Consider the following 19035-nt stretch of genomic DNA (forward strand, 5'->3'; position numbering starts at 1 on the left):
CTGAGCGGAGCTCCCGGGGGCTGCGGGTGTAAGAAGACAGCAGCCTTAGTGCAATGCCGGCCAAGAAGCAGGGACGAGGGGGCTGTACCGGTGGGTCGCCAGCAGGTCCGGTGGTGGCAGGGGTGGGGCTGGCTGCGGGCCCTGGCCTTTGGGGTGTACGTGGCGGTGCTCCTGCGTGTCACGGTGTTCAAGCTCCCCGTGGCGCTGTGGCGTGACCGTTTCGGCCCTGAATGGTTCGCGGCCCGCTGGCGCTGGTCCGTGAACCTGGTTCCCTTTCGCACCATTGCTGGGTATCTGGCCGGTGAGCCCTCGCCCGGGGTCGCAATACAAAACCTGGCCGGTAATGTGCTGCTTTTCGTGCCGTGGGGAGTCCTCTGGGCCTGGTGCTGGCCGCGGCGGGCACAGGCCCGGCACGTTGCCGTCAGCGCCTTGATCGCCAGCGGTGTCCTGGAGACGGCCGAGTTCCTCCTGGGGACCGGTTCCTGGGACGTCGACGACCTGCTGCTTAACGTTGTCGGTGCCTTGCTCGGCTACGGGGCCGCCCGGGCGGCTGGGTTCGGGTTCAAGCATGCCTGGGCAAGTCCGCAACAAGCAAGTTCGCGAGATTCTGTGCAAGAGGGCAAAGAGGGCAAGGCAAGAGGGCAAGTGCGCCCTCGGTAGGCGGCAGGGCAAGCACGCCGGCCGGATCCTCCCGGCCGGCGTGCTGCTTGTGGGGAACGCCCGGCCATCTCGCCCGTCCCTCCGGGTGGAAGAGACGGTGCGGGGAGGGTGGAGGATGGACGCGAGCCGTCACGCTGCCTCACGGCGCCCGGGCGGTCCCGCGGCCGCCACGGCCAGCGCAGGAGAGGACACGGGCCTTCGGCTGCACCTGACCGGCGTCAGCAAGATCTACGGCCGCCGGAAGGTGGCCCTCGACGACGTGAACCTGGCCTGGGGACCCGGCGTGCTGGGTCTTCTGGGGCCCAACGGAGCCGGCAAGAGCACCCTGCTGGGGATCCTGGCGACCCTGGTGGAACCCAGCCGGGGGCAGGTCCGCATCGGGCCCTGGACCCTGCCCCGGGACCAGCACGCGGTCCGCCAGCACCTGGGCTATCTCCCGCAGGAAGGCGGCTGGTTCCCCCAGCTGACGGTCTACGAGACCCTGGACTTCGCCGCCATCTTCAAGGGGATCGCCGACTCGGCCGCCCGCCGGCGGGAGATCGAGCACCGGCTCGAGCAAGTGGGTCTTCTGGACGTGCGCCATGTCCGGACCGGCCGCCTCTCGGGCGGCATGCGCCGGCGCCTGGGCATCGCCATGGCCCTCCTGGGGGATCCCTCCCTGATCCTGCTGGACGAGCCCACCGCGGGGCTCGACCCCGAGGAGCGCGTCCGCTTCCGCCAGCTCCTGGGCAGCCTGGGCCCCGAGCGGCTGGTCATCTTCTCCACCCATGTGGTGGAGGACATCGCTGCCACCTGCGAGGAGGTGGCCGTCATCGCCGGTGGGCGGCTGCGCTGGCTGGGACCGCCCCAGGACCTGGCCGCCTGTGCCGCGGGCCTGGTCTGGGAGGTGGAAGGGAGTGCGCCCGAAGGGGCCGTGGTGGTCTCGTCCCGCCGGGAGGGGGGCACCGCCCTGCTGCGGGTGCTGGCCTGGCACCGGCCGCCGGGAGCCCGTCCCGCCGAACCCCGGGTGGAAGACGGCTACGTGGCCCTGCTGCGGGGCCTGGCGGCCGGGCGGCCGGGAACGGGAAGCTCCGGCAGGGAGTACCGGCCGTGGCCCGTGGGTGAGGCGGAGCCGGCGCATGGGGAGGAACCGGCTGGGGCGCCACCGCCGCAGCGGGTGACCGGTCCGGAGGCGCCGGATCGGGAGGAACCGGCGGGGCCGGCGGAGGGCGACGCCGCCGGCGGGGCCCCCGGGGGCCGCGGGGCCGGTTCGCCCTCCCATGGGAAGGGGGGCAGGCCGTGAGCTGGCCCGCTTCCTTCCGGACGGCGGCCCGCTACACCTGGACCCGGGTGCGGCGCAGCTGGTGGTTGCCGGCCGCCGCGACCGGCGGCCTGGCCACCGGCCTGGTGACCGTGACCCAAACCGTGGCGGAGACCGGAGCCGGCGTCCTTCAGCAGGCGGCCCAGTTCCTCGCCTTCCTCCAGGTGGGGGTCATGGTGCTGGCGGGGCTGGCGGCCGATCCCGAGCGGGATGAGGACAGCGCCGCGGTGCTGTGGTCCTGGCCGGTGGACAAGGCAGCCCTGGTCCTGGGCAAGTTCGCCGGGACGGCACCCCTGGCTCTGCTGGCGGCCCTGGGGGCGGTGGTGCCGCCGGCGGTGCGGATGGCCATACTGGCCCGGTCGGCCGGACTACCATGGGGTTACGTGCTCGCCGAGTGGGGCCTGCTGACGCTGTGGATCGTTTCGGGAGCGCTGTGGGCCGGTGTCCTCGGCGGCGCGTTGGGGCTGGGCTTGCGGGGTCTGCCGCTGTTCGCGGCGATCCTGGCCACGTGGCTGGCGGGCCTTGTGGGACCATATGTCTTCCAATCTCTCGTCAGACCCTTCATCCCCGTGGCGTGGCTTCTACAGTGGACCGGCTCGGGGATGCTCCCTGGGGATTGGCAGGACGTCGCGTTGGCGGCCCTCGCCGAAGACGTGCCCCTGTTTGTCGCCCATCGGGTGCTGTACCTGGCGGCGGCCGGGGTCGTGGTGGTGACCCTGGCCCTGGCCTACCGCCGGCGCCGTTGGGTCAAGACACGGGTGCGATGGGGCTTGCGAATGACCGCAGCCGCCCTTGTGCTGCTCACCCTGGCATCGTCGGCAGGCTTCGTCGCCACCTTGTATGCCCAGGCGGACGCCGCCCGTGCTGAGCTGCTGCACTACGCCCGGAACGGGGTTGCTTCCCTTTATGCTGGTCCTGAGCCGGATCCGGCGCCCCCGTTCGCCATCAGCCGCTACGAACTCGACGTCGACGCCCGCCGGGCGCCGGAGGTCGTCGTCCATGCCCGGCTCCGCCTGGAGAACCGCGGCCGCGAGGCCGTGGAGGATCCCGTCCTCACCCTTCGCCACGTCTTCACCGTGACCCGGCTCCAGGTGATGGCGCCGGGCGGCGATGCCGTCCGCTGGTCCCAGGAAGGCGATGTCATCCGCATCCAAGGCCTGGTCTTGCCACCCCGCGGGGCGGCGACGGTCGCCCTGTCCTACCGGGGACGCGTCGACCAGTGGTTGTTGCCCTTCGAATACCCGCCGGTGCGGACGGCGGGCATGACCATCGCGCCGCCACCCATGCGAGGTGCCCAGGTGGGGCCCGCCAGCCTCAGCCTGCCGCCGTCCTATGGCTGGTACCCGTTGCCGGGAGCGGTGACCTTGGCCCGGGTCCTTGCCACCCACGCCGACCCGGACGGCGGCGGTCAAGAGGTCTGGTGGTTTGGCGAAGGTCCGGACAGGACCTCCGCCGACGTCATCCGGTGGGCGGGCGTCGCGGCGCCCCGGCCGCCGTACGTCCCGGAGAGCTTGCGGGCATCGTTCCAGGTGACGGTTCGCCATGCGGGTCGGTATCCCGTGCTGTCGAATCTGCAGACCGTGGAGAGGCCCTGGGGACCGGTGACCGTGATGCGAGGCACCACGGCCTTCCTGGAACTGGTAGGTGGGCACCTGGTGCAAGCGAACGACTCTAGCGCGGAAATCTGGTACTCCCCTGAGGACTTGGGGAGCCGCGACGATGCCCTGCGGTGGGCCCGCGACCTGGTCGAGGCCTACCGCTGGGTCGGCCGGACCGTCCGACCCCGGGTGGTCACGCTGCCCCCTGGTCGCGGCGACGCCCATTGGGTCCACCTCGATCCGGACACCGGCACGGTCATCGAGCGTGGCTCCAACATTTTGGTTCCGCAACAGGTGGCGCAAGCCGTGCTCTACGGACGCCGGGAGGTGGCAGGCGACGCCGAGGGGTGCCTGCTTGCCGTTCTCGCCGATGTGGTGGGTGCGTCCTCAGGTCGGACGCCGGCAGGCCCGCCGTTTCCGACCCCCGGCGGCGACGCGCCGACCGCCCCGGGGGCCGGGGGGGCGCCGCCGCAGGGACCCTGTGAGAATCTGCCCAACGGACCGCGGTACGAAGAGGTGCAGCGCTGGCTCCTCGGCACGCCCCGTTCTGAGGTGACGGCCCGGTTGAGCCGGCTGCGTGAGTTGGCCGCCCGGCGGCCCCTGACGGCCGCGGACCTGAGGGAGGTCATGACGCGATGAGCGCCGGTCTGGTGCGATTGCACCTCCGTTTGGCGCGACCAGGCCTGGCGGTCACCGCGGTGTTGGGCTTGGCGTTCGTCCCGGTGTTGGTGTGGCCCGAGCGGCTGATAGGGCACCCCCTGGCGCTGCACACCCTGTTGCGGCTCGTCGAGGAGTTCCTGGTCCTGGCCGTCCTGCCCGTGACCGTGTCCCTGTGGGCGGACGTGGAGGGGCGGCGGCCGGGACTCTGGCGGGCGCTGCCGTTTCGCCGGACGGTGGTCGTGCTAGAGCGGATCGGCTTGGCGCTGGCGACCTACCTCCTGGTCGCCCTCGGGATGACCACCGTGGCCGTTCTCCGGCTGGCCCCAGCCGGGGGAGCCCCCTGGGGGACCGGCCTACGGGCGGTGGGCCTCGCGCTGCCCGCCGCGGCCTGGCTCGGCGCTCTGGCAGCCTTGGTGGCCGTGCTCGTCCGGACCCCGGTGGCCGGCGCCGGGGCGGCCGTGGCCTGGTGGGCGCTGGAGGCCGTCACCCGCGGCGACCTCACCGGGTCGCTCTACCTCTTCGCGGCCAGTGGCGGCTTGCGCGCGGCCGGGGTCGATCCCGCTGCCATCGTGGAAGCCCTGGCCCTGGGACAGCCGCTGCCGCCCGCCTTGGTCGCGAACCGCTGGGCGCTGGTGGGCCTGGCTGGCCTGGCGGCGCTGGCGACGGCCGAACGCTACCGGAGGAACGAGCGGTTCCTCCGTCAAGGATGACGCGATGACGCGGGGCCTCGCGAGCTACGGAGGCACGTCCGCGAATGCCGCGCTGTCGAAAGATCGATTCCTGACGCCGACGAACATTCGCAAAATCCCCGCGACGCCGCCTTGCCTGGCCGGGGCGCCTGTGCTAGAATCCCGCCCAAACCTGAACGATGGTCGAGGCGCCGTTGAAGGGGCTAGTACCCTGCTGACGCTGCCGCCAGAGAGCCGGCGGATGGTGCGAGCCGGTGGGGCGGGCAGGGGAATCCACCCCGGAGGTGGCCCCGAGGGTCCGGCAGGGATCGGAAGGGGTCCGGCAGGCCGCCGTTAACGGCCGAGAGGGGGCCTCGCCACCGGGCGGGCGCCGGCCGGCAGCGAAGGGCATCCATCGGGCGGATGCCGGTCGCGAGCCGCCCGGTCCGATGCGCGCGAGGTCAAGCGGGGTGGCACCGCGGGTGAGAACCCGTCCCGGAAGGGACGGGTTCTCGTGTTTTCCTGCCCCGTTGCCGGCCCGTCGCCGCGGGCCGCGCGGGCCGGAACGTCCCTTCCGGGCCCCCTGGCCTGGCGTGCAGGAGGCTCGGCTGCAAGGGGCTGTGCGGGCCAAGACGTCCCCTCCCGGGCCCCCCTTCGCGTGCGGTGGTCGGGGCGGGTCCGGGAGCGGCGCTCGGGATCGCGTCTCGAGGCGCGACCCGGCGTTCTGGGGCCTGCTGCGGGGGCGTAGTCCCCCCGGTCTCCCGCGCCCCGGGGTCCGACCCGGTACGCGGCGCGCGGCGTTGCCGGGGGATCGCGAGGGTGCTTCGACCGTCCGGGCACCGCTGCCCGGCTCGCCCAAAGGAGGGTGTCGCCATGCACCAGCCGCTGGAGAGGGTGGCCGGAGCCTTCTCCGCCCAGCCGGCCGCGGGACCGGCCGGCGAGAGCGACGCCGAGCGGGTCGACAGGCGTCGTCGCGAGCCGGTTCGTCCGGCGAAGGTGTTCCTGTCGCCGGGACCCACCGCCGTCCCCGATGAGGTGCGGGCCGCCTGTGGCCGGCAGGTGGTCCTGCACCGCAGCCGCGAGTTCGACCGGGTCAGCGGCTTCGTGCTGGAGGGGCTGCGCCGGCTCTTCCGCACCGAGGGCCGGGTGGTGGTGTTCCCCTGCTCGGGCACGGGTGCCCTGGAGGCGGCGGTGGTCAACACCCTGTCGCCGGGGGACCGGGTGCTGGCGGTGGTGATGGGCCTGTTCGGCGACCGCTTCGCCGCCATCGCCGAGGCGTACGGGCTCGCTGTCGACCGCCTGGAAGTCCCGTGGGGGCAGGTCCCCACGGTGGAGCAGGTCGTGGCGCGTCTGCGGGGCGGCGCCCGGCCCTACCACGCCGTGTTGCTCACCCATTCGGAGACCTCCACCGGCGCCTTGCTGCCCCTGGACCGGCTGGTGCCGGCCATCCGCGAGGCGGCCCCGGAGACCCTGGTGCTGGTCGACATGGTGAGCTCCTTCGCCGCGGTGCCCGTGGCCATGGACGCGTGGGGCATCGACGTGGCGGTCACCGGCTCCCAGAAGGCGCTGATGACCCCGCCCGGCCTGGGCATCGTCGCCCTGGGGCCGCGGGCCCTGGAGGCGGTGGAACGGGCGCGCCTGCCCCGGTTCACCTGGGACCTGCGCCCGTACCTGGCCGGGGACGGGGACTTCCCCTACACGCCGGCCGTCACCCTGTGGTTCGGCCTGCAGGCAGCGCTGGAGCGCATCGCCGCGGAGGGGGAGGAGAACGTCTACCGCCGGCACCGGCTGCTCTCGGCCATGGTGCGGGCAGGGGTGCGGGCGCTGGGCCTGGAGCCCCTGGTCCGGGACGAGGACGCCTCGCCCACGGTCACGGCGGTGCTCCTCCCCGCCGGGATTCGGCCCGCCGAGGTAATCCGTCGCCTGGAGGACGAACACGGCGTGGTGGTGGTCAGCGCCCAGGGCCGTCTCAAGGACCGGGCCTTCCGCATCGGCCACATGGGGGCGGTGAGCCCGGCCGACGTGCTGGCCGGCATGGCCGCCCTCGACGCGGTGCTGGCGCCCGCGCTGGCGGAGGCGGAGCCCCGGGACGCGGGCCCGGGCCGGCATCCGGGTGCCGCGGGGGCTCGTTCCGCTGCCGCCGGTCCAGGGGGCGCCGGAGAGGCGCGGGGCACGGCCGCGGCGGTGGGGGGCGCCCCGTCGGCAGCGCCGGCGCGGGCGGGCACCGGCAGCGCCTGGGCCGCGGCACAGGCGGTGTGGGAGGCCTTCCGTCGGCAATCGGCGTCCGGCGCGGGAGACGCGGCCGCGTCGGCCGGTTCGTCCCCGGTCACGGCGTCCCCCCGGGGCCGCACGGGATCCGCCGCAGCCGCCGCGGGCGATGCCCGGGCCGCGGGCGATGCCCGGGAGGTGGGCGCATGACGCGCAAGCCACGGGTGGTGGTCGCCGATCCGCTCCCCCGGGACGGGCTGGCCCTGCTGGACGAACACTGCCAGGTGATCGACGCCGCCGGAGCCAGCACCGAGACCTTGCGGCGCGAACTGCTGCCCGAGGCCGACGCCCTGATCGTCCGCAGCCGGGTCAAGGTCACCGCCGACCTCATCGCTGCTGCGCCGCGGCTGCGGGTCATCGGCCGGGCCGGGGTGGGGGTCGACAACATCGACCTCGATGCCGCCACGGAGCGGGGCATCGTCGTGGTCAACGTGGCCGACGGCAACACCGTGGCCGTGGCCGAGCACGTGTTCGCGCTGCTCCTCGCCCTGGTGCGGCGGCTGCTCCCCGCCGCCGCGTCCCTGCGCGAGGGCCGCTGGGAGCGGTCCCGCTGGGTGGGAGAGGAGCTGCGCGGCAAGGTCATGGGGCTCGTCGGCTTCGGCCGCATCGGCCAGGAGGTGGCCCACCGGGCCCGCGCCTTCGGGATGGCGGTGCTGGCCTGCGACCCCTACGTGCCGGAGGGCCGCATCCGGGAGCTGGGCGCCGAGCCGGTGGACCTCGGGACGCTGCTGGCCCGGGCCGACGTGGTCAGCATCCACACGCCGCTGACCGACGCCACCCGCAACCTGATCGACGCGGCGGCGCTGGCCCGCATGCGTCCCGGCGCCTATCTCATCAACACCGCCCGGGGCGGGATCGTGGACGAACAAGCCCTCTATCGAGCGTTGGTCGAGGGCCGGCTGGCGGGGGCGGGGCTCGACGTCTTCGCCACGGAACCGCCGGGGGAGAGCCCCCTGCTGGATTTGCCCAACGTGGTGGCCACACCCCATCTGGGCGGGTCGACCCGGGAGGCTCAGGCGTACAACGCCCGGGCCATCGCCGAGCAGGTCCTGCGGGCCCTGCGGGGACAGCCGGTGCGGGGGGCGGTCAACCTGCCGCGCCTGTCGGACAGCGACTGGCATGCGGCGGGGCCCCTGGCCCCCGTGGCCGAGCTGGTCGGCCTGATCTATCGCGAGGGGCTGGGCGGGCCGCTGGAGGACCTGGAGCTGCGGGTGGCGGCCCGCGACCTCCCCTCGGAACGGGGGTTCGAGCTCCTGGCCGGGGCGGCCCTGAAGGGCTTGCTGGCCGGGGTGGTCGACGGGCCCGTCAACACGGTCAACGCCCCGGTCCTGGCCGCGCGGCGCGGTCTGTCCCTGCGCTGGCGCAGCGAGCGCCACCCGGACCTGCCCGTGCCGGTGGTCGAACTGGCCGGGGGCCGGGCGGTCCGCCGGGCGGTGGCGGGCAGCCTCACCCCCGAGGGCTTGCCGCGGCTGGTCCACCTGGACGGGCTGCCCCTGGACATGGTGCCGGCGGCGCGGCTGCTCATGACCCGGCACCACGATCGGCCCGGCATGATCGGCAAGGTGGGCAGCCTGCTCGGCGCCCGGGAGATCAACATCGCCGCCATGCAGGTGGCGCGCCGGCAGGTGCGGGGCGAGGCGATCATGGTCCTGGCCCTCGACGATCCGGTGCCCGCGGCGCTGCTGGACGAGATCCGCCGCCTGCCGGGGATGGGGGAGGCGCGGCTGGTGGAGATTCCGCCGGCCTTGCTCGCGCCCGTGCCGTCGCCGACGGTGGGTGGCGCAGCGGCCGCCGACGCGGGACGGCAGGGAAGCGGTCTTGGGCGGGGACCGGGACGGCTCGCCGGCGGCATCGGCCGGGAGGCGGGGACGCGGCCGGCGACGGGGTGGGACGAAGCCGGCGCCCCGCTCCGCGGGGACGAGGACGCCGGGGAGGGGCCCCCGCAGGCGCGGCCCGACCGTCCCGGCGCCGCGCGGGAGCGGGCCAGCTAGGCCGCCCCCCGCGGCTCGCTGGTTCCCGGGACGCCGTAGACGCGGCAGCCGCCGCCCGAGACCCGGGACGCCGCAGGCGCGGCAGCCGCCGCCCGGGACCCGGGATGCTGCGGGCGCAGCCGCTGCCGCCCGGGTCCGGGGATGCCGGCGCAGCCGGCCGCTGCCTGGGATTGCCTGCTCGGTAGGTCGGGCCGCCGTCCGCGGATCCCCGGGTTGCAGTCGGCGCAGTCGCTGCCACGGCGACGAGGCACCCCGCGAAGGGGCCCGCCAGCCGTTCGGTGACAGGGGGTCGGCCGGGCCCGCGCGGTGTACGCCCCGTCGGGCCGGCCCTCCCCCTCCCGTACCCAGGGCTCCGCTACCGGAACAGGGGGATCACGTAGTTGGCCAGGAAGTAGAGCACCGCCAGGAGCATGATGATCCAGGCCCCGTACTTGATGGCCGTGGCGCCGGCCCCGTTGCCGGCGCCCTGCCGTTCTCCGTCCACGGCGCGTCCCTCCCCGGGAGGCCGGCCCTGCGCGTCGGCTGCGTTTCCCGACGAAGGGCAGGATTCGTCGGGTGCCTTCGCCAAAAAGGATGGCGATCCAGGGCGAGCTTCACTCACCGGGGGGATCGCAAGTGCGAGGTCGGAGCGGAAGCCGACGGGCGGGCTGCATCCCGCGCCGGCGGGAGGGAGCGCGTATAACGGCGGCGGCGTTCGGGGCCGAACCCCGGCGGGAACCGGGGTTCGCTGCGGGACGCTGCGGACGGGATGGCGGGCATCGCCGACCACCCGTCCCACGGCGTGTCCGGTGGCACCTGGCCGCCGTGCTTGCGCTGGCGCTCACGGCGTTGACGGCGTGCGGCGGAGCCGGTGGCGGCGAGGGAGCCTCCAGCGGCGGTCCCGGCGAGGGCGGTTCGTCCGCCGAGAGCATCAAGGTCGGCGTGGTGCTGCCGCGCAGCGGCCGGGAGGCGAAACCCGGTCAATATCAGCTCGAGGGCATCCAGCTGGCCATCGACCAGATCAACGCGGCCGGCGGCATCGACGTCGGCGGCAAGAAGCTGCCGGTCGAGATGGTGTTCTATGACGACGAGTCCGACCAGGCGAAATCGGCCTCGCTGGTCCAGCGGGCGATGGAGCAGGACAAGGTGGTTGCGGTCATCGGCGGCTACTCCACGGCGCTGGGGCAGGCCCAGTCGCCCATGCCCGACCGGTACCGGGTCCCGTGGATCACGCCGGGCGCCGCGGCCAGCACGATCTTCAATCAGGGCTACGAGTACACCTTTGGGACGTTGGCGCCCGTCAACCTGCTAGGCTACACCACCGGCGAGTTCCTCGGTTGGCTCGTGGACCAAGGGAAACTCGAGAAGGGCATGACCATCGCCCTGGTGGTGGAGAACACCGATCACGGGGTGGACTACGCCAACGGCATCAAGCAGTGGATCCAGGAGCACCCCGGCTACTTCGAGATCGTCGTCGAGGACACCTTCGAACTCGGTGGAACCGACTTCTCGGGCCTCCTCCAGAAGGTCAAGAACGCGAACGCGGACATCTTCCTCTCCGACGCCCACCTCGAGGACTACATCACCATGCACCGCCAGTACACGCAGATGGGCCTCCGGCACAAGATGATCAGCTACGGCGCCCGCGGCCCCGAACAAGCGGCGCGGGAGGCGCTGGGTGACGCGGTGGACTACATCTTCGCAGGCATCTGGTGGTCGAAAGAGCTTCCGTACCCGCAGGTCAAGAAGTTCGTGGACGACTACAAGGCCAAGTACGGCCGCGAGCCCGATTCGTGGTATGCCGCGACCGCCTACGATGCGATGCGCATCCTGGCCAAGGCCATCGACGAAGCCGACAACCTGGATCCCACGGCCATCCGGGACGCCCTGCGCCAGGTGGAGCTGACCGACTCGCTGCTCCCGGGCCAGCGTCTGAAGTTCTCGGAGAACGGCCAGGTGGAGCTGCCCTTTGTCATCGTCCAGAACAAGCCCGGCGGGGAAGTGGACATCGTCTACCCCGAGGATGCAGCCACAGGGGAGGTCGTAGCCCCGATACCGGGCAGCTGAGCCTTGAGGGCTCGGCGGACCGCGGCGGTTCCTCCCCAACAAGGGACGATCCGGCACCGGGCGGGAGGGGGCGCGGCCGTCCGTCCGCGCGCTGGGTCGCGTCCCTCCTTCGCCGAGGGGGGGCGAGGCGGCATTGGGTTGGGTGGACGTGCTCAACCTGCTGGTGGCAGCAGTGCTGCTGGCGGGGATCTACACCACGATGTCCCTGGGCATGACCATCATCTACGGCGTGATGAAGATCATCAACCTGGCCCATGCGGGCTTCATGATGCTGGGGGCGTACTTCGTCTTCGAGTCGTTCAATCGCTTGGGGGTCCACCCCATCGTGGGTGCCATCCTGGCGTTTCCCGTGTTCTTCCTCGTGGGCATGGCCGTCCACTGGCTGCTGGTCCGCTGGCTCCCCGTCGCCGACCAGCCCACCTTGCCCTCTTTGCTGCTGCTCTTTGGCCTCTGGCTGGTCCTGCAGAATGTGGGGTACGCCGTCTGGGGCAATCACGACCGCTCCATCTACACGGACATGACCTTGGCGACGATTCGGGTGGGTCCGCTGACCCTGTCCGTGGTCCAGCTGGTGGTCTTCGCCGTGGCGGTGGTCTCCCTCGTCCTCCTTCAGCTCATGTTGACCCGCACGTGGTTCGGGCGAGCCGTGCGCGCCTTGACCCAGAATCCGTTCGCCGGCCAGCTGGTGGGCATCGACACGGCGAGGACGGCCCGGCTGAGCTTTGGCCTCGGCATCGCCTTCGCGGGGTTGGCCGGGGGGCTGCTGGCGTCGCTGTACTCCTTCGACCCGGACTTCGGGCGACCGTTCCTGCTGCGCGCCTTCGTCATCATCGTGCTGGGTGGGCTGGAGTCCTTCACCGGCGTGGCCCTGGGTGCCTTGATCCTGGCGCTGGTGGAGACCTTCAGCGTGCAGTTCGTGCCCGCGGGGTACCAGATGGCCATCTCCTTCGCCCTCTTGGTGGTCGCCCTGCTGGCCCTGCCGGGGGGCGTGGCCAGCCTGCTCGAGCGAAGGGGGCGGGCGGCATGACGGCCCGGTCCCCCGAAAGCCGACGGGATCCCGCGGAGGTAGCGCGCAGGGGGGAGGCGGGCGTCGCTGCGGCTCCGGCCGGCCGCGCCCCGGGGGCGGGCAGGCGCCCAGGACTCCCCGGAGGTCGCGACCTGGCCATCGCGGCGGGTTTGATCGTCGTGCTGGCAGGGCTCGGGCTGTCAGGCTGGCAGGGCAATCTACGGCTGCTCTTCACCACCTTGCTCTGGACCACCAGCAGCATCGCCTGGAACCTCGTGGGAGGCTATGCCGGTCAGGTGTCCTTCGGCTTCGCGGTCTTCTACGGCCTCGGGGCCTACGCGGCGGCCCTGCTCATCACGGCCGGCGGGGTCGATCCCTATGTCGCCTTCGTCGGTGCGGCGCTGGTGGCAGTGGTGGCCTCCTTGCTCATCGGCGTTCCCACCTTCCGGTTGCGCGGCCCCTACTTCGCCATCGCCACCATCGGCGTCAACGAGGCGGTGCGCGTGGTGATGAACAACCTGCAGTTCATCGGTGCCGCCAGCGGCTATCGCGTCGTCGAACGGGCTCGCTTCGTCATGGAGGAGCACTACCTGACGGCCGTCGGGCTCTTTGCCCTGGCCCTGGTCTTGTCGATCCTGGTGGCGCGGTCCCGGTTCGGGCTGGCGCTGCAGGCCATTCGGGACGACGAGGATGCGGCGGCCGACATCGGCATCAACGCCTTCCAACACAAGCTGGCCGTGCATGCGCTGGCGGCTGCGCTGGTCGGGGCGGCCGGAGGCGTCTATGCACGGTACGCCGCCTTCATCGATCCCAGCGGCGTCTTCAGCTTCAACAACAGCGTCGCGATCCTGTTGATGCCGGTGATCGGCGGGCTGGCCACCGTGTGGGGACCCGTCATCGGCGGCGCCGTCTACGGCATCGTCCAAGAGGAACTGGTCGCCCGCTTCCCCGACCTGCACCTGGGCATCTACGGAGCCCTGTTGATCCTTGTGATCCTCTTCGAGCCCGGCGGCGTGGTGGGCCTCGTGCGCCGGCTGGCCGCGGTGGTGTGGCGCCGGCGGACGCCTGCGGCCGCCGTGCCGGGCGGAGGGGTGAGGGCATGACGGCGCCGGTGCTCGAGGTGCGGGGTCTGACCCGTTACTTCGGCGGCCTGGCCGCGGTGAAGGACGTCGACCTGGTGGTGCCGGAGGGGACGATCTTCGGCCTGATCGGCCCCAACGGCGCGGGCAAGACCACGACCTTCAGCATGATCGCCGGTTCGCTGGCGCCCAGCGCTGGCCGCGTGATCTACCGGGGTCGCGACGTCACCCGCCTCAAGGCCTTTCAGCGGGTCCGGCTGGGCATCACCCGAACCCACCAGATCGTTCGTCCGTTCCGGTCGCTGACGGTCGCCGAGAACGTCGAACTGGCCGCCCGCTATGGTCGGCGTCCTCCGCGCTCGGCGGCCGAGGCCCGGGAGCGGGTCCTCGAGGTGCTGGAGTTCGTGGGGCTCGCGCCCCAGGCCGAGTCCCCGGCGGCGGTGCTCCCCGTCGGGCAACAGAAGCTGCTGGAGCTGGCCCGAGCCCTGGCCACGGCGCCGGATCTGCTGCTCTGCGACGAGATCTGCGGTGGCTTGACCGACGCGGAGACCCGGCAGGTCATGGGGCTGTTGCGGAAGATCCGCGACGCCGGCACGACCATCGTCTACATCGAGCACGACATGCGGGCGGTCATGTCCGTCTGCGACCGGATCGCGGTGTTGAACTTCGGGCAGAAGCTGGCCGAGGGCACGCCGGACGAGATTCGCCGCAACCCGGCGGTGGTCGAGGCGTATCTAGGTCGGGCCGCGGAGGTGGGAGCCCGTGGCGGAACCTGAGATTCATCGACCGGGACGAACCGGCCGTCCGGCTGAGGCGGAGACGGTGGCCCGTCGGGGGACGCGCGGGTCCGAACCGACACGGCAGGGGTCGGAAGAGACCTCGCCGGCCGGCCCGGCGCTGCTGGAGGCGGTGGACCTGGAGATCGCCTACGGAGCCGTCCAGGTGGTGTGGGGGGTCAGCCTTCGGGTTCCCGAGGGCGCGGTGGTCGCTCTGATCGGGTCCAACGGCGCGGGGAAGACCACCACCTTGCGGGCACTGGCGGGAGTCCTCCCGCTGAAGGCCGGCCGGGTGCGGCTGGCTGGTGAGGACATCACGCGACTGCCGGCCCACCAGCGCGTCGCCCGCGGCCTGGTGCTGGTGCCGGAGGGCCGCCAGCTGTGGCCCCGCATGACGGTGGAGGAGAACCTCATCCTCGGGGCCTACACCCCGGCCCGGCGCCAGCGGGTGGGCCAGCACCTGGAGCGCGTCTACGCCCTGTTCCCCCGCTTGAAGGAGCGACGCCACCAGCTGGCGGGCACCCTCTCCGGCGGCGAACAGCAGATGTGCGCCATCGGCCGCGGCCTCATGGCCGAGCCCCGCGTCTTGATGCTGGACGAGCCCTCCTTGGGCCTGGCCCCGAAGCTGGTGGACGAGATCTTCCGGTTCGTCCGGGAGATCGCCGCCCAGGGCGTGACGATCCTGCTGGTGGAGCAGAACGTGTACCACACCCTGCAGGTCGCCGACTACGCCTATGTCCTGAAGACCGGCCGGCTCGTGCTGGAAGGGCCGGCGCAGGCGCTGCGCGAGAACGAGCACGTGCGCCGGGCCTACCTGGGCGCCTGACCCTTGGGAACGGCTCAGCGACCCCGGAACACCGGCCGCCGCCGCTCGAGGAAGGACCGCATGCCCTCGCGGCGGTCGTCGGTGGGGACGCAGGCGGCGTAGAGTTCCAGTTCGCGGCGGCGGCCCTCCTCCCATCCCAGGGAACGGCTGGCGCGGACGGCCTGCTTGACTTGCCGCACGGCGATGGGGGCGTTGGCGGCGATCACGGCGGCCAGCTCGAGGGCGCGCGTCACCACGCGCTCCGGCTCGGTGACCTCGGTGACCAGCCCGATGCGCCGGGCGGTCTCGACGTCGATGATCTCGCCGGTCATGATCAGCCGGTTGGCCCACGCCTCGCCCACCACCCGCGGCAGGATCTGGGTGGCGCCACCGCCGGGCATGATGCCCCGGGTGACCTCCGGCAGCCCGAACCGCGCGTCGGCCGCCGCCACGATGAAGTCGCAATTTAGCGCGATCTCGAAGCCGCCCGCCAGGCAATAGCCCCGCACCGCCGCGATCACCGGCACGGGAGTCTCCGCCACCGCTCGGAACATGCGCTGGAAGACGTGGTGCTGGGCGAACCAGGCCTGTTCGTCCAGCGTGGCCCGCTCCTTCAGGTCGGCACCGGTGCAGAAGGCCCGCTCGCCGGCGCCGCAGAGCACCACCGCCCTGAGGTCGGTGCGCCGGTGCAGGTCCTCGAAGCAGGCGGCGAGCCCCTGCGCCATGGCGGTGTCGAAGGCGTTCATCCGCTCGGGCCGGTTGAGTCGCACCAGGGCCACGTCGCGCTGGGGCCACTCCAGCTGGACATGGGTGCCCTCCACGACGGTCCACCTCCATCCCACCCGGTCTGCCCAAGGCGGATCGGATCCCGGGGACCTGGCCCCGGCGGCGACCGGCCCGCGGGGCCGGTCGCCGCCCCTCCGGGGTCGGGGCGTCTGGATGAGGACGGGGCGAGACGGCTCCCGACGGAAGAGGAGTTCCATGGCCGGAAGGGCCGCCCCTGCCGGGCGGCCCGCCACTCCCGGCGCTGCGAAACCGCCCATCCGCGGCGCGTGCGACCGCGCGGGTCGCCACGCCCCGTCTCCCCGCAGGGGCGGTGCGCAGGGGCCGGGTTCGTCCCGTTCGCCGGTTCCGCCGGATCGGCCCGCTCGGACGTCGTCCTGCGCGGGCGTGGCGCCGCTCGTCGGCGCCGGGAGCGCCGGTCTACTCGGCGTCGGCCGGCGATGGGGCGGCGCGCCGGCGCCGCAGGAGCCGCAGCAGGCGGCGACGGGCCGCGAAGGCGCCGCGGAAGGCCCAGTAGCGCAGGGGCGCGAACACCCGCTCGAACTCGCCCACGTACTCGACCAGCTCGGCGCCGAAGCCCTTCTTGAAGCGATACAGCCCGTAGTGGGGATCGGCCGGGTCGAGGTTGCCGGACACGCCGCGGAAGTCGTAGATCCGGCATCCCTCGGCGATGGCCCAGCGGATCGCCGCCCACTGGGCCGCGTGGCTGGGCATCACCTTGCGGGCCGCGTAGTCGGTGCCACCGTAGAGGTACCAGACGACGTCGCCACAGCGGAACACCATGACCCCCGCCACCGGCCGACCCTGGTATTCCGCGAGGAAGACGCGCCCGTGGCCGGGCGCGATCAGATGGCGCCAGAGGGCCTCGTAGTAGGAGAAGGCCCGGATGGCGAAGCGCTGCCGGGCGGCGGTGAGCTGGAGCAGGCGGTAGAAGGCGGCCAGGTCCTGCTCGCTGGCGGCCGCCCGGGTGGTGACGCCGTGGCGCGCGGCGTAGCGGATGTTGTACCGCGTCTTCGCCTCGAAGCGGGCCAGGGTCTCCTCGGGGGTCGGGGCCAGCGGGAGGCGCATGACGAACCGCGGTTGCAGGCCCTCGAAGGCCGTGGCCTCCGTCCCGCGGCGAAAGCTCAGCCGGTCCAGCAGCGCGACGGCGTCCCGGTGCTGGACGGGGATGTCGGGGTCGATGCGCAACATCACCGCCCGGCGGCGCCGGGCCTCGTCCGCCGCCGCCGCGAGCAGCGCCTCCACCACGGCGCGGTGGCGATAGTCCACCGCCGGGCCCGTCGGCGCGTAGAACACCGCGCCCAGGCCGGGCAGGCGACGGCAGAGGACCGTCAGGGCGCCCCGGATGGCCGAGCCGTCGCGGGCGAGGAAGCGCAGGGGCTCCCACCCGGTGGTCCGCTTCACCTCGCCCCAGCCCCACAGCTGCATGAAGTGGGGCTTGCCGCAAGCGGCCACGGCGCGGTCGTAGGCCTCGCGGTCCGGCTCCCGGGCCGGCTCCACGCGCAGCGAGCGGGGCCGGTTCATCCCATCCTCTCCCTCTCCCAACCGTCGGGATCGCGGCCGCAACCCGGGAGGGCAGGCGGACCGAGGGCTGCGTCGGCCGGCGCCGCGGGGGTCGGGGACGATGCCGCCACCGCGGACGGCTGGGTCCCTCCGCTTCCGCCCCAGCCTCCCGGAGCCACGTCCAGCACCTGTCGTCCGGGCCATGCGACGGCCACCGGGCACCCGCCCCGCCGGTACACCACGGGCAGGTGGGCGGGCGCGGTCAACCGCCCGACCACCAGCTCCACCTCGCTGCCGGGCTGGAGGTCGAGCCCCGACGCGTCGACCAGGCAGTGGTTCATCATGAACTCGCCCCGCAGGGGCACCTCCCGCCCGTGCACGCGCAGCCGCGGTCCTGGCGGCAGGCCGGCCAGCCCCGCCAGCCGCCCGCGCCCCAGGGCGTCCAGCAGCCGCCGGCCCAGCACCAACAGGCGGTCGTGCCAGAATCGGGGCTCGCGCCCCGGGCGCAAGCCGTCGGCCAGGCCGACGGGCAGGACCGCCACCGGCGCGCCGCGGCGTGCCCAGGCGCCGCGGTACCCCGGAGCCAGCGCCCCGCAGGGGTGCACGGAGCGGACCCGCACCAGCAGCCGCGAGGGCCGACGGACGTCCAGGCCCGCCCGCCGCGCCGCCCGGGGGGCGTAACCGTAGAGCAGGTTGCCGACCCGTACCAGGTCGAGCTGGGCGTCGGGGGCCAGGACCAGCAGGTGGCTCTCGGCGCAGTGGACCACCGGCGGTCGCAAGCCCGCCCGCTCCAGCTCCTCCACGAGGCGCAGGAACCGCTCCAGCAGGCGCAGCGCCAGGCGCGGCCGCACGGCGGTGGGCAGGTGGGTGTAGAGCCCCTCGATCCGGACCCCGGGCAGGTCGCGGGCGGCCGCCAGCGCCGCCGCCACCTCGCCGGGGCGGAAGCCGCCCCGGCCGAAGCCCATGTCGACCTCGAGGTGGACGGGGCACCCGGGGCAGGACCCGGTCCCCGGGCTCGCTCCCGGGGCATCGACGGTCGGCAGGCTCTCGACGGCCCGCGGACCCGCCGGCGCCGGCTCCACCGCCGCCCCCGGCCGTGGCGTGCCCGGCCCCTCGGCCCACGAGGCCGCCCCGACGGCGGCGTCCGGGATCGGCCGAGCCCTGGCGGCCGCACCGGCGGCATCCGGCCCCGGACCGACGTCCGCCGCCGCGCCCACCGCCTCCACCGCGCGTGCCAGGGCCCGAAGGGAGGCCATGTCGTGGACGGTGGCGGTCAGGCCCGCCTGCACCCAATGGGGGGCGAGGGCGCCCTCGACGGGTTGGAACACCAGGATCGGCCCGGGGATCCCGGCCCGTCGCAGGCGCAGGGCGCTCTCGAGGGTGTCGGTGCCAATCCCGTCGGCGCCGGCGGTCACCAGGGCACGGGCCGCCAGCTCCGCCCCCAGCCCGTAGGCGTCGCCCTTGACCACGGCCAGGATCCGGGTTCCCGGTCGGACGAACCGGCGCACCGCCGCCAGATTCGCCGCCAGGACGTCGAGGTCGACCTCGATGCGTGCCCGGGCGAGGGCGGCGACCAGTTCGGCGGGCCAGGAACCGGCCGTCCCGATGGCGGCGTCCGCTGCCCCACGGTGGTCCACGGTCGATGTCCTTTCCCCCAGAGCCCCTTGGGTTCCGTGACGCCCGCCCGGACGGCCGGCGCGGTGGGTTGGCCCCGTCCTCCAGCACCCCGCGTCGGCCGGGCCGTGCCCGGTCCCCGCGGATCGTCGCTGGGCACCTTCGCCGCCGCCTGGGGGCGCTCCTCTCCTCCGGTCACAGGCTGGCCGGCGCCGCCGCGCCCCATGCGCCTGGGCTGGCAGGCTTTGACGGGCTGGCCGCAGAACCGCAACATATCT

General features: G+C 73.5%; 15 protein-coding genes. 11 read left to right on the plus strand and 4 right to left on the minus strand.

The genetic code is table 11. From position 1 onward, the window contains the following. The first annotated feature begins 90 nt into the window (after positions 1 to 90). The 6 genes from Q5761_RS02375 (at position 91) to serA (ending at position 9145) form a co-directional block, all read left to right on the plus strand. Positions 91 to 660, plus strand: a complete 570-nt coding sequence (locus Q5761_RS02375; RefSeq protein ID WP_318751049.1) for a VanZ family protein — start codon at positions 91 to 93, stop codon at positions 658 to 660. A 115-nt stretch (positions 661 to 775) separates the two neighbouring features. Further along, the gene (locus tag Q5761_RS02380) at positions 776 to 1942 is read left to right on the plus strand and encodes an ABC transporter ATP-binding protein (protein WP_318751050.1); all 1167 of its coding nucleotides are present in this window, start codon (positions 776 to 778) and stop codon (positions 1940 to 1942) included. Continuing rightward, entirely contained in the window at positions 1939 to 4197 is a 2259-nt protein-coding gene (locus Q5761_RS02385; RefSeq protein WP_318751051.1) for an ABC transporter permease, read from the plus strand. The genes Q5761_RS02380 and Q5761_RS02385 overlap by 4 nt, the downstream gene beginning before the upstream one ends. After that, complete coding sequence (locus Q5761_RS02390) at positions 4194 to 4928, plus strand: hypothetical protein (RefSeq protein ID WP_135224981.1); 735 nt, start codon at positions 4194 to 4196, stop codon at positions 4926 to 4928. The genes Q5761_RS02385 and Q5761_RS02390 overlap by 4 nt, the downstream gene beginning before the upstream one ends. 831 nt (positions 4929 to 5759) lie before the next feature. After that, the gene (locus Q5761_RS02395) at positions 5760 to 7304 is read left to right on the plus strand and encodes an alanine--glyoxylate aminotransferase family protein (RefSeq protein WP_318751052.1); all 1545 of its coding nucleotides are present in this window, start codon (positions 5760 to 5762) and stop codon (positions 7302 to 7304) included. After that, positions 7301 to 9145, plus strand: coding sequence for a phosphoglycerate dehydrogenase (gene serA, locus Q5761_RS02400; RefSeq protein ID WP_318751053.1), 1845 nt, complete (start codon positions 7301 to 7303; stop codon positions 9143 to 9145). The genes Q5761_RS02395 and serA overlap by 4 nt, the downstream gene beginning before the upstream one ends. A gap of 355 nt (positions 9146 to 9500) precedes the next feature. Here serA and Q5761_RS02405 read toward each other — a convergent pair whose 3' ends face one another. Continuing rightward, on the minus strand, positions 9501 to 9629 hold the full coding sequence (locus Q5761_RS02405) for a hypothetical protein (RefSeq protein WP_256369301.1): 129 nt from the start codon (positions 9627 to 9629) through the stop codon (positions 9501 to 9503). Between the two features lie 320 nt (positions 9630 to 9949). On the opposite strand from Q5761_RS02405, the gene Q5761_RS02410 reads away from it, so the two are divergent. The 5 genes from Q5761_RS02410 (at position 9950) to Q5761_RS02430 (ending at position 14878) form a co-directional block, all read left to right on the plus strand. Next, positions 9950 to 11191 carry an amino acid ABC transporter substrate-binding protein gene (locus tag Q5761_RS02410; protein ID WP_318751054.1) on the plus strand — a complete coding sequence of 414 codons (1242 nt, stop codon included), beginning with the start codon at positions 9950 to 9952 and terminating at the stop codon, positions 11189 to 11191. Positions 11192 to 11333: 142 nt separating this feature from the next. Then, complete coding sequence (locus tag Q5761_RS02415) at positions 11334 to 12218, plus strand: branched-chain amino acid ABC transporter permease (protein ID WP_318751055.1); 885 nt, start codon at positions 11334 to 11336, stop codon at positions 12216 to 12218. Continuing rightward, entirely contained in the window at positions 12215 to 13300 is a 1086-nt protein-coding gene (locus tag Q5761_RS02420; protein WP_318751056.1) for a branched-chain amino acid ABC transporter permease, read from the plus strand. The genes Q5761_RS02415 and Q5761_RS02420 overlap by 4 nt, the downstream gene beginning before the upstream one ends. Then, positions 13297 to 14052, plus strand: coding sequence for an ABC transporter ATP-binding protein (locus Q5761_RS02425; protein ID WP_318751057.1), 756 nt, complete (start codon positions 13297 to 13299; stop codon positions 14050 to 14052). The genes Q5761_RS02420 and Q5761_RS02425 overlap by 4 nt, the downstream gene beginning before the upstream one ends. A 121-nt stretch (positions 14053 to 14173) precedes the next feature. Then, on the plus strand, positions 14174 to 14878 hold the full coding sequence (locus tag Q5761_RS02430; RefSeq protein WP_318751584.1) for an ABC transporter ATP-binding protein: 705 nt from the start codon (positions 14174 to 14176) through the stop codon (positions 14876 to 14878). Between the two features lie 14 nt (positions 14879 to 14892). On the opposite strand, the gene Q5761_RS02435 is transcribed toward Q5761_RS02430, so the two are convergent. From Q5761_RS02435 to Q5761_RS02445, 3 genes are all read right to left on the minus strand, one after another. Further along, positions 14893 to 15678, minus strand: a complete 786-nt coding sequence (locus Q5761_RS02435; RefSeq protein WP_135224982.1) for an enoyl-CoA hydratase/isomerase family protein — start codon at positions 15676 to 15678, stop codon at positions 14893 to 14895. Positions 15679 to 16060: 382 nt separating this feature from the next. Beyond that, positions 16061 to 17164: a lipid II:glycine glycyltransferase FemX gene (locus tag Q5761_RS02440; protein ID WP_318751058.1), complete on the minus strand. Its 1104-nt coding sequence runs from the start codon at positions 17162 to 17164 to the stop codon at positions 16061 to 16063. Continuing rightward, a complete protein-coding gene (locus Q5761_RS02445; RefSeq protein WP_318751059.1) occupies positions 17161 to 18780 on the minus strand; it encodes an alanine racemase in 1620 nt (539 codons plus the stop codon). Before Q5761_RS02445 ends, Q5761_RS02440 begins: the two co-directional genes overlap by 4 nt. Positions 18781 to 19035: the final 255 nt, after the last annotated feature.

Source organism: Thermaerobacter composti, from assembly GCF_033582035.1.
GTDB lineage: Bacteria > Bacillota > Sulfobacillia > Thermaerobacterales > Thermaerobacteraceae > Thermaerobacter > Thermaerobacter composti.

Coding starts and splice junctions, on each gene's coding strand:
- Q5761_RS02395 (WP_318751052.1), top strand. CDS start 5,760: ATGCACCAGCCGCTGGAGAGGGTGGCCGGAGCCTTCTCCGCCCAGCCG.
- Q5761_RS02390 (WP_135224981.1), top strand. CDS start 4,194: ATGAGCGCCGGTCTGGTGCGATTGCACCTCCGTTTGGCGCGACCAGGC.
- serA (WP_318751053.1), top strand. CDS start 7,301: ATGACGCGCAAGCCACGGGTGGTGGTCGCCGATCCGCTCCCCCGGGAC.
- Q5761_RS02420 (WP_318751056.1), top strand. CDS start 12,215: ATGACGGCCCGGTCCCCCGAAAGCCGACGGGATCCCGCGGAGGTAGCG.
- Q5761_RS02380 (WP_318751050.1), top strand. CDS start 776: ATGGACGCGAGCCGTCACGCTGCCTCACGGCGCCCGGGCGGTCCCGCG.
- Q5761_RS02425 (WP_318751057.1), top strand. CDS start 13,297: ATGACGGCGCCGGTGCTCGAGGTGCGGGGTCTGACCCGTTACTTCGGC.
- Q5761_RS02440 (WP_318751058.1), bottom strand. CDS start 17,164: ATGAACCGGCCCCGCTCGCTGCGCGTGGAGCCGGCCCGGGAGCCGGAC.